The sequence below is a fragment of the Paenibacillus xylanivorans genome (assembly GCF_001280595.1).
GTDB lineage: Bacteria > Bacillota > Bacilli > Paenibacillales > Paenibacillaceae > Paenibacillus > Paenibacillus xylanivorans.
Genome location: NZ_LITU01000078.1, coordinates 61,975 through 78,801, shown reverse-complemented (window position 1 = coordinate 78,801; position 16,827 = coordinate 61,975). Strand labels below are relative to the sequence as shown.

Annotated in this window: 10 protein-coding genes and 1 pseudogene; 3 read left to right on the top strand and 8 right to left on the bottom strand. The window is 48.3% G+C overall.

Translation table 11 applies throughout. The annotated features are described in order from the left end of the window. Window positions 1–18: 18 nt before the first annotated feature. Window positions 19–2,319, top strand: coding sequence for a helix-turn-helix domain-containing protein (locus AMS66_RS25090; RefSeq protein WP_053783380.1), 2,301 nt, complete (start codon window positions 19–21; stop codon window positions 2,317–2,319). A 114-nt stretch (window positions 2,320–2,433) separates the two neighbouring features. Here AMS66_RS25090 and AMS66_RS25085 read toward each other — a convergent pair whose 3' ends face one another. The 7 genes from AMS66_RS25085 to AMS66_RS25055 form a co-directional block, all read right to left on the bottom strand. Further along, a complete protein-coding gene (locus AMS66_RS25085) occupies window positions 2,434–3,480 on the bottom strand; it encodes a glycoside hydrolase family 18 protein (RefSeq protein WP_144424606.1) in 1,047 nt (348 codons plus the stop codon). Window positions 3,481–3,485: 5 nt separating this feature from the next. After that, a complete protein-coding gene (locus AMS66_RS25080; RefSeq protein ID WP_053783379.1) occupies window positions 3,486–6,119 on the bottom strand; it encodes a transglutaminase domain-containing protein in 2,634 nt (877 codons plus the stop codon). 7 nt (window positions 6,120–6,126) lie between these two features. Further along, the gene (locus AMS66_RS25075; protein ID WP_053783378.1) at window positions 6,127–7,149 is read right to left on the bottom strand and encodes a carbohydrate-binding family 9-like protein; all 1,023 of its coding nucleotides are present in this window, start codon (window positions 7,147–7,149) and stop codon (window positions 6,127–6,129) included. A gap of 61 nt (window positions 7,150–7,210) precedes the next feature. Continuing rightward, window positions 7,211–8,497, bottom strand: a complete 1,287-nt coding sequence (locus tag AMS66_RS25070; protein WP_053783377.1) for an alpha-L-fucosidase — start codon at window positions 8,495–8,497, stop codon at window positions 7,211–7,213. A gap of 47 nt (window positions 8,498–8,544) precedes the next feature. Beyond that, window positions 8,545–10,140, bottom strand: coding sequence for an extracellular solute-binding protein (locus AMS66_RS25065; RefSeq protein ID WP_053783376.1), 1,596 nt, complete (start codon window positions 10,138–10,140; stop codon window positions 8,545–8,547). 41 nt (window positions 10,141–10,181) lie between these two features. After that, the gene (locus AMS66_RS25060) at window positions 10,182–11,090 is read right to left on the bottom strand and encodes a carbohydrate ABC transporter permease (protein WP_053783375.1); all 909 of its coding nucleotides are present in this window, start codon (window positions 11,088–11,090) and stop codon (window positions 10,182–10,184) included. A 16-nt stretch (window positions 11,091–11,106) separates the two neighbouring features. Next, window positions 11,107–12,078: an ABC transporter permease gene (locus AMS66_RS25055; protein WP_053783374.1), complete on the bottom strand. Its 972-nt coding sequence runs from the start codon at window positions 12,076–12,078 to the stop codon at window positions 11,107–11,109. Between the two features lie 1,289 nt (window positions 12,079–13,367). Between AMS66_RS25055 and AMS66_RS34155 the strand changes: the two are divergent. Further along, window positions 13,368–13,550: pseudogene (locus AMS66_RS34155) on the top strand (MFS transporter); the annotation flags it as partial. 160 nt (window positions 13,551–13,710) lie between these two features. On the opposite strand, the gene AMS66_RS25045 reads toward AMS66_RS34155, so the two are convergent. Then, window positions 13,711–14,634, bottom strand: a complete 924-nt coding sequence (locus AMS66_RS25045; protein ID WP_053783372.1) for an S-layer homology domain-containing protein — start codon at window positions 14,632–14,634, stop codon at window positions 13,711–13,713. A 358-nt stretch (window positions 14,635–14,992) separates the two neighbouring features. Here AMS66_RS25045 and AMS66_RS25040 point away from each other — a divergent pair, with 358 nt between their 5' ends. After that, window positions 14,993–16,735, top strand: a complete 1,743-nt coding sequence (locus tag AMS66_RS25040) for an ABC transporter ATP-binding protein (protein ID WP_053783371.1) — start codon at window positions 14,993–14,995, stop codon at window positions 16,733–16,735. The last annotated feature ends 92 nt before the right edge of the window (window positions 16,736–16,827 follow it).

Below are 16,827 nucleotides of genomic sequence, written 5' to 3'. Positions count from 1 at the left end.
AAACGGGAGGTTGCAGATATGAAATGGAATCACTTCAAGTCCAAGCTTCTGCTTAAGTACACACTATCCTACATCTCCATTTTCCTTATACCTCTTGTTATATTAACTATTATTATTTATCACAATGCTGTGGATACGCTCCGTTCAGAGATCGAACAGACCAATGTCAATCAGTTGACCCAAGCAAAAACGGTCATTGATGACCGGATGAAGGAATTGCAGGACATCGCATTTCGCATCGCCTACGATGAGCAGCTAACCCGGTATTGGACCCACCATCCTTATTATAGCCGAGAATCGATTAGTGCCTTGGTCAAATACAAAGCGACCAGTTCCATTATCGATGAACTATTCCTGTTCTTCCGCGGAGATGATAGCATCTATTCGTCTCAGGGCTCTGAGAACCTAGATGTATTCACTGGTCGCTACAAATTTAATACATGGAACGAAACGGACATGATTCGGGATTTGAATAACGTTCAGTTTCCCACGATACGACCGGCCGAGCAAGTCGTTCAAGGAACCAAAATACCCAATTCCATGCTGGCCTACCTTGTACCGATTGCGCCTAACAATACGCCCGCCCACGGCACTGTCATGTACCTGATTCACGAGTCCAATCTGACCGGATTGATTGATTCCATTCTCAGCGACTACCATGGGATGACTTATATTTTCGATAATTATGGGCAGGTGCTGGCCGCCAACTATAAAGGGGAAACTATTACCGAACAGGAAGTCAAATCTCTGTTTGCACTTGAGCCGGGAACGCACAGCCTCTCCTTAAATCAAGAACCACATTCGGTTGTATCCGTCAAATCAGATGCTGGCTGGACTTATGTAACCGCTATGCCAAGCAATCAATTTTTCAGCCGTATCGTCCATATTCGTACTTTTATTGTTCTGGTTTTCTCCTTCGTGGTGGTGATGGGCACTTTCCTCGCCATTATGCTGGCCCGAAGACAATACCATCCGATTTCAGACTTGATGGAGTTCATTCGATTAAAGAATAACCCTGAACCTTCCACATCCAGCAACGAGCTGGAATGGATCAAGAAAACGCTGCATGATTATAGCCAGCGCGTGGACCTTCAGGAACCATATGCTCGCAATCATATTTTGCTCATGCTACTCAAGCATGGTCATACCGGAGAACTCCCTTCTGAGTTTACGGACAATCTCGGCATACGCTTTAACCGATCCCATTATTTTGTCATGACCTTGGGCTGGGAAATGCACGCTTTTCCCATCGGAGATAACCCTGAACAGCGTACTGTCATGCAGATGATAAACGATATGGAACTGCCGGAGTTGACTGCTTTTGCTTATGGTGTGGAGCTTCCACAGCCAGACCAAGTGGCCCTCATCGTCGGATTTGATGTCGAAATCGGGCATGATTCTAGCTCGGCTGCTCGTATGGAGTCTATTGTTGAATCACTGCAATCGCTGGTGACAGAGCACGTCGGAGTCGCTCCCGCCATCGGGATCGGCAACAGCTACAGCTCTCCATTGCAGCTGAACCAATCCTACATCGAGGCATCAACCGCGCTCGAAGCATCCATGCTGCACGGACAAGGCAGCAGCACCTTCTTCAACGCCCTTTCCGGTTCCGGTGCACAGGATTCTTCCTTCTGGGTACCTAAGGATGTGCTGCTGAAGCTGGTTCAGAGCTTGAAACAGGGCAGTTTCGATGTGGCCGTTCAGATGGTATCAACCGCGTTGAATAACCTGAAATCCGAAATGCCATCCGTACCACTGTTGCGTTGCATCTGCTTCGATATTCTGAATACGATGCTGAAAACTGCCTCGGAGCTCGGCATTCATCACGTGGTTAATCAGCTTCCACGGATTACTTCCTATGACTCGTTGGAGGATTTGGAGAAAAAACTGACAGGCCTTGCTGCCGAAATCTGCGCCCATGTTGAGGCGAAGAGTGAGACCGAAGAAAGCTCGTTAATGGATGAAATCGTTGCTTATATCGATGCCAATTTCTCGGATTACGATCTCAGCCTGGGTACGATCTCATCTAAATTTACGATCTCTTCATCGTATTTCAGCCGTTCATTTAAAGAGAAGATTGGTATGAACTTCACCCAATACATTTGGCAGAAACGGATGGATGAGGTCATCCGGCTACTGCTGCATACAACCGATCCGTTAAAAGATATCATCATGCGCGTCGGTTATCTGGATACACCGAACTTCATCCGCAAATTCAAAAAAGAGACGGGTTACACGCCCGGACAGTACCGCAAAATGCACCGCCCCAACGGCTCCGCCGATTCCCCGGATGATGACGAAGAGGAATGTCTCGGATAAAGGATTCACCGATTAAATAGAAACCTCCCCTTTACCATATGGTTAAGGGGAGGTTTTCGTATTTTCAAGTTTACTTTTCGAGTGTTCCGAACGACCTCGTGCACCGAGCTTTTTCTATTTTGCAGCCGAAATACCTTGAAGCCCTTGATGCATTGCACCCAGCAGACGGTGGGTAGGGTCACAGCCATATTCCCAGAACATGATCCCGGCCAGGCCTTGGTCCTTCACGTAATCGCATTTGCACTGAATTGATTCTTCATCATCATAAGAAATTAGGCTGGACCCGTTAAACAGGAACGGTGCACACGCTTCATCATCCCAATAACGGACGTAACCATTCTTGTTGATGTACTTCGCTTCCAGCTCGGCAAATGCTGGACCGTAGCCGCCTGTGCTGCCAGCCATTTGGTGGAGACCGTGGTTTCGGTCCGGAACCTCAGTCCAGATCCGGGAATAGAACGCGGAACCGATCACAATCTTCTCCTTCGGAACGCCGGCGCGAACGAACAGGTTCACGGAAGCATCTGTACTAATCCTGAACAGATCTCCGGTTGGCGTATACAGATTCGTATGATGTCCGGTCAGAACCTGAAAACCGCCGCGCATATCATAGGTCATCAACTGCACAAAGTCCAGGTACTTCTGCACCTCAGCCATCTCTGTACCGTCTACGTAGTATTGGTCAGCCCCTGCCGCGATCGTGAGCAAATAATGACGGCCATCCCGGGAGCCTTTGGCGGACAGCGCCTCCCGGATTGTCTTGAGAAGCAAGGTGAAATTCCGTTTATCATTAGGACTCGAGGCGATGCCGGCTTCTCCGTAACAAGGATACTCCCAATCCAGATCGATCCCGTCAAACGGGTATTCCTCCAGCACCCTAACCGCCGATGCGGCCATGCTGTCCCTTCCTACTTGGGTTGATGCGGCTTCAGAGAAACCGCCAGCGCTCCATCCGCCAACAGAGAGCAGCACCGTTAGATTCGGATGCTCCCGCTTAATGTTCCGGATAACTTCACCGTTTTTCAGATTCTCGGTGGTAATTTCATCATTCTTGACATGACCGAAGGCTATGTTCAGATGTGTTAACTTCAACAAATCCTCATGCCTCATATCGGGAAGAACTGAATCGACGACATAACCTGCAGCAATATAGTTTGGCACCCTCTTCACTCCGATCCATTCAATGATTGAGATATCGCCGCAGCAATCTGCAAGGCTTCCTTCCCGGTACCAATCTTGTACCCGGAAGCCGAATAACGGATTTGATCCTGGCTATCCAGCACGAACAGATGTGGATAGCCAGCTTCGTGAGCTGCAGGATTTGGAATGAACCCGGATAAGGACGAATAGCTCGAATCCCTTACAAAAATCGTACGTACAGGCAATTTCGAATACCCCGCAGGGTCAAAGGAGGCGTTCCATTCCGTATCTCCAATCAGCAGCACGACGGGTAGACCCAGCTTATCCAGCGGCTCAGCCAGTTCGCCCAGCTCACGAATCAGATGCTTGGTTGGTTCCCGTTCTGGTTCAATCCAGGCAGCAATGGCACCCTCTGATCCCAGAAGAGCCTCCAGTACCACCTCTGAACCATCCAAACGGGTCAGTAGACTGCCTGGTGCCAGTTTGCCCAAGACGGGGATATCTACCACCGTCTCGCGATAAGTTAATACAACCTCCGTAGTGTCTCCGGCGCGCACGGTAAAGTAAATGAAGCGCACTCTGACCGCTCCATCTTTCAAACGGATGCCAGTCGTCAAGCGATAAGCTCCCGGTTCAACCTCATATGGCTGACTATAGACATCCGTGCTGCCATAAGGATATATCAACGTTTTGTACACGCCATCTTCCAAACGGGCAAACGAGAAGTTCTCACCATAGGATGCTGTTGGTGCTTCCTGCGGCCGCTCTTCATCCCTAAGGAGTTGCAGCATTCCCCAGCTTGCTCCCTCCTGATTACGAGAAGAGGTGAGACTGAACACCGCATTTTCCCAGCCTCCGTTACCTAAGTACTGCGGCTTCTGCTCGCTCGGATGCAACCGGGCCGGAATGCCCAAACTGCGGCACACAGCGACAAACAGAATATCCAGCGACTGCGGATCTCCCTTCATCAGGCTGTAAGTGCCTACTGGGTTTCCCTTGCCTTTCAAGTTAGGGAGATCCTCATAATACGCATAACTCTGTTCCAGCTGCCGGGCAAGTGTCGAAGGCTCCTTCCTAAACGCCGCTGCCTCTTCCTCCGAATAGGCATTCTGGAACACGGATCGATAAGGCACCACCATTTCATAGGAAACCCGCGGGCACAGGATGTACTCCACGAACGTTTCTTCTGAGCATGCTCCTCGCTGCGAGAGTGCACCTATAAGATGATCGTCCAGCGTCTGACGAAAAGTATCGATCAAGTCTTTTTCGTTCAGCGACTCCAGCAACCGTAGTGGCCACTCCCCAAATTCACCGGAACGTTCCTCTAGGAAAGCTGCGATTTGGCGGCTGTTACCCCGTGCCTTCTGGAGAATATCCCATACACGCTCCCGAGGAAGTCCAGCCGAATGAGCCAATGCATACGCCTCTTCCTCACTCAGGAATGTATCCTCATATCCACTCCGAATCTTCGTGCCTTCCTCCAGGCGGCGGTTGTGATCCCGGATTTTCTCTTCCGGTAACGAATTCAGGACTTCCCCCTCTCCTTCCGGAGGAGGAACCATCTCGAAATCCACACTCCCTGATGGCTGCTCTGACGAGTCCAACACTAGCTCAACATGCTCGCTGTCCTGAGCTTTGAATAGGACTTCACTCCATTTGCCTCCGCTAACCGCACGAATCAATAGATCGCCATAACCTGTCTTGAAGGCAGCCTCCCCTAGCACATCGGTCTTGATTTCGGCGATCGGATAAAATTCCGCCGTGTTGTACAGCTCGAAGCGGAGGCTCGCACCAGGCACGGGTTCTCCCTGCTCATTTATCACCTTCACGCAGATGGTTCGCGTCGGTGCATAGTTTTCAAGCAAATTAATCTCCGTAAATCCCTTCTCGTTAAGGGTTATATCCTCTGGTCCCGGATAGTCGGCAAAAATCCTCGTATTGATCAGCATGGCCCTACGAGCTGGCGGACTGAACCACCCTTGATTCAATCCGGCTTCCGGCTCGCATGCCCCAATGTAATACCATTGGCCGTCTGCCCAAGCTTCTACCCAGGCATGATTGCTGTCACTGTGAGCCCAGCGCGGCGTATAGACCTGACGGGCAGGTATGCCGATACTGCGAAGAGCGGCTACCGCCAGCGTGGACTCTTCTCCACAACGGCCACGAGCATTCCGAATCATCGTCAGCGGTGATATCGTTCGCAGATCGCTGCCAATATAAGTCGCTTTCTCATGACACCAGTAATTGGTTTCCAGAATGGCATCCGCCATGGATAACTTCGCCGTCCGGTCAGCCAACTCATCAAATATAATGCCGCGGAAATCCTCAATATTCTCTGTATTGATTCGATAAGGTAGCACAAAATGCAGAAACAGATAATCCGGTACACGCTCGCCCCAAGGCACACGTTTGCGAATGTCCAGTGCCCGACGCACATGGCTGAGGAACAGCTCACCATCATAATCAGCCATGTCATTCACTGGCATATAGGCATATACATACTTCAAGGCCCATGTCTCTTCTTCAGTTAATTGCTGCTGAAATACATGAAACAGTTTCTCCTTGCGGGCCTCTGCAAAACGTACCTTCTCCTGGAACTTTTGCTCGATCTGCTCCAATGACTGTGCATCCAGGGAAAATACCAAGGTTTGACTGGTCATTGCTGGCTCACTCCTTCCATAGCTTTCCGTCTTCCCGAATACAGATTACAGCCGTGCCGTCCGAGGAAGGCGCAGTAATCTGAAACAGGCTGCGAGTCGTTTCAATTACAGGCTTACAGCTCCACAATTCATCACCCATAAGTAGCTTCACATCCTGCGTAAATTCCCCGTGGGCTTCATAATAATTACGTTCACGATAATAGAGCTTGCGAAGCTCCCACTTGATTCGTTCGTCTTCTGGCAACTCAAAAGACTGAAACGTCTCATCTTTCGAAAATACGACATAGCCCCACAGCTCGGGGTAATGCATGTTGATAATGCCCATGGGCGACCAGACCCAGTTGTCCTCCGGATAAGGTTTGCCTGTCTCCGGATTCAGCACTTTGCGGTACTCACCGTCTTGCACCTCGGTCTGCCATTCCACCCGCGAGAAGTTGACGCGCCAGAACTCACCCGGCTCAGGCGGACGGTTGCCTTCGGCACATTCCTTTAGACTGGTCCAGGGAATCGCCACCTCGACGCTCCATTTCCGGTTATCGGCGTCAGGTGCGTTCAGTTCCCCATCGATATGTACGGCCGTCTTGAGACCGCTGATATCCCAACCGTTGACCGGAGGTCCTCCATCCCGATACGGCTTCACCAATAACAGATCCCATACCGTATTGAGCGCATTGATCTCGAACTCATAATATTGGTGGGTGTCCCCGTCGGGATCGATGAAAATCTCAAAGTCATTATCGTAGAAAATAACGGAATCGCGCTTGGTTAACGTAGCCCATATCTGATCTTCAATCAGCTCGGCAGCAAAATAGAAATATTCGTCATCCCACAGCATTTTTACCCGTGTCTGTTTCCCGGGCTTCGGACGAAGATCCCCTTCGATATCAACGAAATCATCCGTCCAATCGGCCGTACCCCAGAATGCCTTATCGACGCGGCCGTCCAGCACCAGCGGTTCCTTCGCACGCTTGCATATATAATGTTTGGGAGCATACTCCATCCTTGGCTCAGGTACTCCACTTTGGTTCATATCGCTCTCTCCCCTTTATGAGAGAGGGCATGCATCTATCGGCGCATGCCCTCCCGTAATGTTAGTTATGGGTAACAACGGCTCCTGAACCGCCGTACATTTCCAGTTCCTCATCGAATTCGAGCTTAAGAACCGTCACCTGCTCATGTGTGTCCTCCGGGGTCATTTTGATCCACGTTGTCCCCGGGATATTGAACCAAGGCACGCCCCCATGGATCTCATGGTTAAGTTCTTTGCCCGAATGCAGCACGGTAATCTTCTTAATCTTATTGCACAGTCCCTTGATGCATACATTCTCTTTTGGCTCATCATAAACAAACAGGTACAACGTCTTTCTGTCCTCGGATACGGTGCTCCCCCCCAGATAATAGCGGGGCATAATGCCTTCACCCGTTCCGAATACAGCCTCTTCATGCGTTCGGATCCACGCTCCCAGCCCAAGCAGAATATCCTCCTGCCTCTTATCGATGCTGCCATCCTCGCGCGGGCCGATATCCAGCAGCATGTTGCCACCCATCGAAATACAGTCACAGAACATCCGAATGATCTGATTTAACGACTTGTATTTATCGTCTGTTGGCACATAACCCCAAGATGTGTTGATTGTGGTGCAGAACTCCCACGGTCCCTCCGGTCTTGTGATTGGAATACCTTGCTCCGGCGTTTTATAGTCTCCATAACCTTGAAGGCGGGAGTTGATGATGATATCCGGGTTAAAGGATTGCAGGTAACGCTTGAACTCCGGGAGATTCCACTGCTCGGCACTCCGTTCCCAGTCGCCATCGAACCACAGCAGATCTACCTTTCCGTAATTCGTCAAGATCTCCTGCAGTTGGTTGTTATTGAATTCAAGGAATTTCTTCCATTTCTCCTCATCCTGAACACCATCCACAGGACTTGAATGCCGATTGACGCTGCTCAGATCCTCCGGGACCTTGCCACCTTCATACACGCTAGGATAATCCGGGTGCGACCAATCAATCAGCGAGAAATACATCCCCAGATGAATTCCCTTCTCCCGAATTGCTTCCGCATATTCTCTCACGAGGTCCCGATTCGCTGGTGTCTGTTTGACGACATTGAGGTCACTATGCTGCGTATCCCACAGCGCAACACCATCATGATGCTTCGTTGTCAGCACGGCATATCGGGCTCCCGATTTCTCAATCAAGTCCGCCCACTTCTCCGCATTAAATTTCGATGCCGTAAAACCGTCCAGCTGCTTCATGTATTCTTCGTAGGAAATTCTTCCATTATAGAAAGACCACGATTCCGAAACTCCGTCCACAGCATAGATCCCATAGTGGATGAATATTCCCAGCTTGGCCTCTTCAAACCATTTCTGCATCCTTGTTCACACCTCTTTCTGGAGTCCTTCTATCTGAGTTATTACTCTTATTGGCCAGTGTTCCAGCGGTCGTATGCCCCTTGATATAGTTCAACGATACGGTCGCTGCCCATTTTTTCAATTTGCGCAATATACTTATCCCAGTTCTCAAGCGGCTCCTGGCCAGTTACGAACTTCGCTTCCATCTGCTTGACGTACGTATCCAGATCAGATAATAGTGCGGTCGCTTCGCTTTGTTCTTCATTTGTCAAATAAACGTTAGGGAATGGCGCTTTGCCGATCGGTACCAACTTCTCTTGATTCTGCTGGTCAATCCACTCATCAAATTCGGTGCGAAGACCTTTCGCTATGTCCGGATCATTAATGCCCGGTGTCAAAATACCATAGTTTGGTGTGATTTTACCGCGATATTCTTCGCGATCCCCGCCGCCAGGAACAGGGAGCCACTCTTTCACGAGGTTCTCCTTGTCTTTGAATTTCCACAGCACACCTTCAGGACCTTGATTGAACAGGGTGGCCCCATCATAGCTGTACATATAATCGATCCAGCGCATGGTTGCCTCAGGGGACGGGTTGCTGCTAGTAATCGCAAAGGTACCACGTGCCGATATGCCCGGGTGCTTACCGTATACAGGTGAGTCTGCAATCTCACTCTTCACTGGTGTCATCAGCGGATGTTTCGTGCTAGGCTCGCCGCCAAGCGTGAAGTACGGATGGTAGTCATTGAACAGCGCAAGCTTGTTGCTTTCGCCTTTTGCTTTTTTCTGATCGCCAGTTTGCGAGAAGGTCTCATGATCCAGCAAATCTTCCTTCCACAAACGGTTCATGAACGTCAGATAACCTTTGTAGCCTTCTTCTTGGTAAGGATAGTGGACTTTTCCGTCCTTATCCGCATAGATTCCTTCGTTGTACATTCCCCAGAAGCCGAAGAAAAACATGCGAAGATCGTCCAGTTTTACAGAAGTAAGCGGAATTTCATCTTGTTGTCCGTTGCCGTTAGGGTCTTCTTCTTTAACACGCTTCAGGTACGTATATAATTCCTCCGTAGTCTTAGGCTCCTCTACATTAAGTGCTTTGAGGAATTCACCGTTATACCACATCGGGCCTCTATACCACACGGCAGCCGTATCGATAAATGGCAGTGCATACATATGTCCGTCAGGCGTTGTAAATGATTTGCGGACATCCGGGTTTTCGTCGAGAATTTTCTTAATATTCGGGGCATAGCCCTCATCAATGTATTTTTCCAGCGGGATCAGAATGCCTTGAGTTCCATAAGTAACCTGCTCAGCTGGCTTGAGATCCGCAGCATAGAACATATCCGGTAAATCGCCGCTCGCGAATACCAGGTTCTTCTTTGTTTCAAAGCTGTCTATCGGCGAAAGCTGGTACTCCAGCTTGATGCCTGACAATTTCTCCATCTCTTGCAGGACTGGCATCGTATTCCAGTCGGCTACGCCCGCATCCTGGGACATGACCTTTAACGTAAGTGGTTTGTCCACAATCGGGAATCCTTCTTTCTTGACCCCTTCGACATTTGAAGTCGCAGAACCTCCATCTTCATTGGAACCACAAGCTGCAAGTAATGCTGCTGATAGGGTGAGGCAGAGTACAATGGATGAAGCCTTGCGAAGCTTTTTCATGACGACAACTCCCCTTTTTTAGTGTGGATTATGGTTTAAGATCATCCCTTGACGGAACCGATCATAACACCCTGCACAAAGTAACGCTGAAGGAATGGATAAATTGCAATAATAGGTAAAGTTGAAACAATAATGACGGCATATTTGACCAGCGCAGCAATTTCCGCTTTGGAATTCATCGCCGTTGCTGAAGAGGTATCGATAGCTCCCCCGCCCTGTGCTGCCATCTCCTGAAGTACCAGGATTTGGCGAAGAAAGAGCTGCAGCGGATACTTCGAGGAATCATTTAAATAGATCATCGCACTGAAATAGCTGTTCCAGTGTCCGACTCCGTAAAAGAGCGCCATCACGGCAATGATCGGCATGGAGAGCGGAAGCACAATTCGGATGAACAACCGGGTGTTGGTACACCCGTCGATGTGAGCCGCTTCCTGCAGTTCCTTGGGAATGGTCGATTGGAAAAACGTACGGCATACGATAATATTCCAGATGGATGCAGCTCCTGGCAGAATAAGCGCCCACATGCTGTTCACCATACCAAGATCCTTAACCAGCAAGTAGCTCGGGACAAGCCCTCCGCTGAAAAACATCGTTACCATAAACATCGCCATGAAGAATCCGCGTCCCACAAAGTCCGAGCGGCTGAGCGCGTAGGCTGCCGGAAGAGTGACCATCAGGTTGACGAGTGTACCTACGACGGTATAGATGATCGTATTTTTGTACCCGATCCAGATGTTGGTGTTCTCAAACACGCGGGCATAACCTTCAAACGTAATTCCTTTAGGTAGTAGCCACATCTCACCGGAACTTACAAATTTAGGATCACTGATTGATGCGCTAATGATGTATAACAGCGGGTAAAGCACAATGACGAGCGCTATCGTCAGATAGATGTAGTTGCACCATAAAAACAATTTATCACTTCTGCTTTCCTTAACCGCGGATGACATGTGTTTTCCCCTCCTTTTACCACAAGCTGTTTTCACTGGTGCGACGTGCAATTTGGTTCACTGTAATCAGCAGAATCGCATTAACTACCGAGTTAAACAATCCTACAGCTGTTGAGAAACTGTACTGCGCATCGACCAGACCGGACCGATAGACAAATGTCGAGATGACATCCGATGAACCCATATTCAACGGATTTTGCAGCAGCAGGATTTTCTCAAATCCGACGCCCAGAATACTGCCCATGTTCAGAATTAACAAAATGGTGATCGTAGGGATGATCGCTGGAATGTTAATATGAAGAATCCGTTTAAACCGGCTCGCACCATCCACCACGGCAGCTTCATGCAGTTGCGGGTCCACACCCGAGAGGGCTGCGAGGTATATAATGGTACCCCATCCTGCACTCTGCCAGACACCCGACAACACGTACACCGTCTTGAACCACGAAGGGTCCGTCAGGAATTGAGGGGCCTGAAATCCAAGAGCCTCCACCAAATTGACAATCATGCCTGACGAAGGCGACAAGAAGGTGATGATCATACCCGACATTACAACGACCGAAATAAAATGCGGTGCATACGTGACCGTCTGCACGGTACGTTTGAAGAAGGAGTCCTTTACTTCATTGAAGGCTAACGCCAGAATGATCGGTAGCGGAAAACCTATAGCCAGCTCATACAAGCTGATGCTGAGGGTATTCCATAACAAATCCCAAAAATAATACGAATTAAAGAAGCGGATGAAATGATCGAACCCAACCCACGGACTTCCCGTGACACCAAGCGTCGGGATAAAGTTTTTGAATGCGATTTGTATGCCGTACATCGGCCCGTAATGGAAAATCAGAAAGTATAGAAATGCTGGCGCGATAAACAGATACAACTCCCAGTTTCGAATCATCCTTCTCCCTAATTTATTTTTCTTGCGGTTCGGAATCGTGTGCACCGATAGGTTTTGCGACAAGGCGGACTTCCCTTCTGGCTGCATCAGTTGTTTCCTCCTTTTCTAAATGAAAATCCGTCCGTTTTGTAAGAAGAGCGAAACACTCCTGTTCAATTGTAAGGAATGAGTCCCGGACCACATTTCGATCATGGGAGGCTTTTGCTCCCTCTCCATTTGGTAACGCTTACATACTGAGTTTATGGATCATTTCCGAATCCGTAAATATGCTATTTCGATCTTCACTCTTAAAAACACGGAAAGTGCTGTTAAAACGGGGGTTTACGCTTTTGGTTCCAGCTTGTCATTGTCATTTTGGAGAAGTAAAACATGTGGAATTTGACCCATTTACCTCTTGAAGTTGTTATTTTGAGTAGCTTTGCATGAACATGACAGATGCCAGATCTTAACGGAAGCTGAGAAACAGACCTTAAAGTCAAAACCCACATATGTTTAGGAAAGAGGTATTCCACGTATGCAGACATCATCGTCGGGATTCTGGCCAGTTCAATTATACAAGTCAAGTCGCAAGGCCTTATCATATTCAACACATCTCAATCCAAAATGAAATAGAGGTGCCCTTCCTTGCTGCTGTTCACTCCCCTCCTCATGCATTTTTCTTTCCATTGTTTTTCGGGCTGCTTTCGTAATGTGCAAGGAAGGGTTTTCTCTCTTTTTTCTTAGGAAAGGTAATAAGGATAGATATAATTCAATCACATTAATGTAATATTATCTACCATATATTTACCACCTACTTCAAGCTCTCTCACTGCTTGGCTTTATTCTATGAGTTTCTTCCCAGCCCCGTAAATATGTCGTTTTTATCCTTGACCACAAGCCATATAAACACTGGGAATTCGTGGTCATATATGTTGATTTTGCACCTCACATGGATATCTGGAATCATTAATAATAACAAGATAAGGTTAGAAAAAAAACCGCTCCGTTAACACGGAGCAGCTTTTTCACCTATGCAAATATCGATTTACACTTATTTTCAAAATTACAATGTCATTTAATATAACTTATTAAGTCATTTTCATAACGTTATTTGTAACATTATTGCACAACAAAAACCTGATAACACACCAGAGAAGATATTCAAACAAGAATTTGAGCCTACCATCTGGGGATAATTTCAACATTGACTACAGATTTTGATTGATCTTCGTCAAAAGTTGTTGAAGAACTTGCCGATCGTCTTCGTTGAGATTCTGAACGATCTTCTCTTCTACCCGCTGGAAGGATAGTTCGAAGTCATTGATCAAGGCAAGGCCCTTGGGCAGGACGTAGATGTTCTTCTGCCGTTCGTTATGAGCGGGGATCTTCCGTTCACCGGCACTTTAATCGCGTCGTTGGCGTTCGGTTTCGAGATATTATTGGCAGCCCGAGTTCTACAAGTACAAGCAATCGGTATGAGCCTGCTTCTTCCGCTCTTATTCAATATGATCCTTGTCGCTTATCCGCCCGAGAAGCGAGGCGCGGCGATGGGCTCCGTCGGCCTCGTTATCCTGCGCGCTCGTGTTTACAGGGTAACGAAAAAGAAGCTGACCCGCGCAGGTCAGCTCCCTCTTACTCTCTCCATAAAAATGATTGATTACTTGTTCGTAATGCATAAGACGGACAATATTGTCCGATGCTCTCCATATTACCGTTCACCAATTTTTTCTCGAGAGACGATTATTTTCCAGAAGGCTGCGCTTCAGCAGTGTACCCTGTTGGAATATCTGTCTCAGCCGTTACATCGGTAATGACCATTGGATACATCATGTCCGGGTCAGGCTGGATAATGGTATACAGCACAATGGCACGTCCATCCTTCTCCAGTTTCACATCTTCAATCTTCAATCCATAGCCAGGGTGAGGCATTTGCGCGGACAGTTTGACTTTTACCGTCTTGTCATCCACTTTGGTTGATGTGACGGTAGGTACAATCGCTTGTTGGCCTTCGCCTGGATTCGTTGGAGTCGGTTCTGTCGATCCGCCATTGCCGTGCTTATCTACAAATTCAAGTGCATTGAAGATCATGCTTGCAGCCTCCATACGGGTAAGCGACTGATCTGGACGGAAGTTTCCGTCCTTATCCAGTTCAATGATGTCCATGTTCAGCAGGTTCTGGATCGCAGATTTGGCGTCCTTACCGATTTTATTTTCGTCCTTAATATCATTATACAGCATGATCACCGGATATTCCCCGGTTGTATTAATCCCTTCAAGGAGCAAAATAGCAAACTGCTCGCGCGTCATCTTCCCCTGCGGATTCAATTCCACCGGAATGGACAGGCCATTCTGTGTTGCAGCCTGAACTGCATCGGCGTACCAGGTCGTTGGACTAATTTTATTTTGTGCCGAAGCGGTAGCGTATTCATTTTTTAGACCAAAAGCGTTCACGATCAATTGAACACCCTGTGGCTCGGACAATGCGAGATCCGGACGGAACAAATCCGCCGTTACTCCATTAACAACACCCTTGGAATGCAACGAGTCCACAATCGTTTTTTGTCCTTCATCTTTTACATCCGAAAAAGCAAGTACCGATGCACCTCCTGCCGTCAAAGACACGCAGAGCGCAAGCGTTGCAGCCAATCCTTTTTTATGTTTCATTTCTTGGCACCTCCATATTTAGTAAATCCAATTTTTGACCTCTTCAACCCTACAGACGGGAGACCCTCCGAAAATGTTTCAGTAAAATCGGCATCTGGTGAATAAATGACGGAAATACTACATATATCCCTTTCCCTATGGGTACAGGCCTGCTTTCTTCCATTTATGCTTACTTGCTTCGTTGACATCCTTACCGATTAGCGCAAAAATAAGAATAGAGAATTCTATCGAATGACGGATAAACAGCAAACCGGATCGCATAAAGTAAGAGGGCACGACGCGCTATTATCAGGTGTCGGCCCTTTTCTTGACTCCGCTTGCGAACAAATTTCACCCTGAACAAAGGAGAACAAATCTTATGTCCAAGAAAGGATTACTACGAGGCTATGTCATTGCCAACTGGCCGGTATATCTGTTCGCTGTACTACTGATTATTGCCTCCAATGTGGGTCAGGCGTCCTTGCCCCGAATACTGGGCAGCTTCACGGATCAGCTCATGCAAAACACACTTCAGATGAATACGGTCATCCGGTACAGTCTTTCGCTATTAGCTATAGCCATCGCTTATAATCTGTTATTTGGTACCGGGCAATTCATGATCATGAAGCTTGGACGACGCTTCGAATTCATGACACGTGAGCGTATTTTTGGCAAATTTTCAGAGCTGAGCGAGTACTATTTCTCCAAACAGGGAAATGGGAAACTACTCAGTTACGTCATGAATGATGTCACCTCTGTACGTGAAGCCATCTCCAACGGCGTCACTATGATGACCAATGCAACATTTCTATTATTATCCTGCATCGTGATGATGCTGCTCAGCGGAATCCCGATGAGACTCATTCTGATCAGTATCGTGCCTCTGCTGGCCATTCCCTTTCTGGTCGTTTTTTTCGGTCCGCGAATTCGCAAGCGCTCTCGTGATGTGCAGGATGCACTTGCAACCATGACGGAATCTGCAGAGGAGCAGCTGGGCGGTATTCGTGTAACCAAAACATTTGCCATTGAAGACAGCGCTCGTGAACGATTTGGGATCACAGTAGATGCAATCAAAAGCAAGCAGCTGCGGCTCGTTCGCCTTTCCTCTCTATTTCAAGCCCTGCTACCGCTGCTGGGTGCCATTTCACTGGTTGTCTCCCTGCTTGTCGGCGGAATTTTGACGATGCAGAATTCCATTACACTCGGAAGTTTTGTTGCATTGACTTTATATTTGCGGATCATCATGGGGCCGCTTCAACAAATCGGTAATGTGATTAATACCATGCAGCGTTCTGGAGCATCACTAGAGCGGGTAAATGATCTGTTGACGGAAGTACCTGATGTACGCGAGCTTCCCCTTGCGACAAGTCTTAAAGCCGTGAACGACATTACGATTGAGAATCTGTCCTTTTCCTATCCCAACAGTTCATCCCCTGCGCTCAAAAACATCAGTCTGAACATCCAGGCAGGACGAACCGTGGGTATTGTGGGCAAAACAGGTTCAGGTAAAAGTACCTTTGTGAAACTGTTGCTGCGTACATATGAGCCACCTGAAGGTACAATCCGCATTAACGGCACTGATATTCGAAAGCTTTCGCTGGAGAGTCTGCGATCCCGTATTGCCTATGTTCCCCAGGATGGATTCCTGTTCAGTACAACCATTCGGGACAACATCGCTTTTAGCGACCGTGAGGTTCCGCTGGACACAGTAGAGCACAGTGCACGACAAGCGATGATTTACGAAAACATTATCCGGTTCCCCGATCGGTTCGATACCCTGCTGGGCGAACGTGGGCTCACGTTGTCTGGCGGTCAGCGTCAGCGTACCAGTCTGGCACGAGGTTTGATCAAAAAAGCTCAGGTGCTCATTCTGGATGACAGTATGAGTGCTGTAGATGCCGTCACCGAAAGTGGCATTCTGCGCAGCCTGCGTGAGATCGGCAAAGGTAAAACAACGCTGATCATCTCCCACCGGATCAGCGCGGTCCGTCATGCCGACGAAATTATCGTTCTGGATGAAGGTCGAATCGTTGAACAGGGAACGCACGCAGAGCTGATGGGCGCAAAAGGGTTATATGCTGCAACCTATCGTTTGCAGGAGGAGGGATTACATCATGACTGACCGTAACGCTGAAGTTCGTTCAGATGCGGGAGCACAAGCACCGTCAAGGCATGGGTCCGGTTCCGATGCAGGCGCAGACCAGAGTAAGCGCA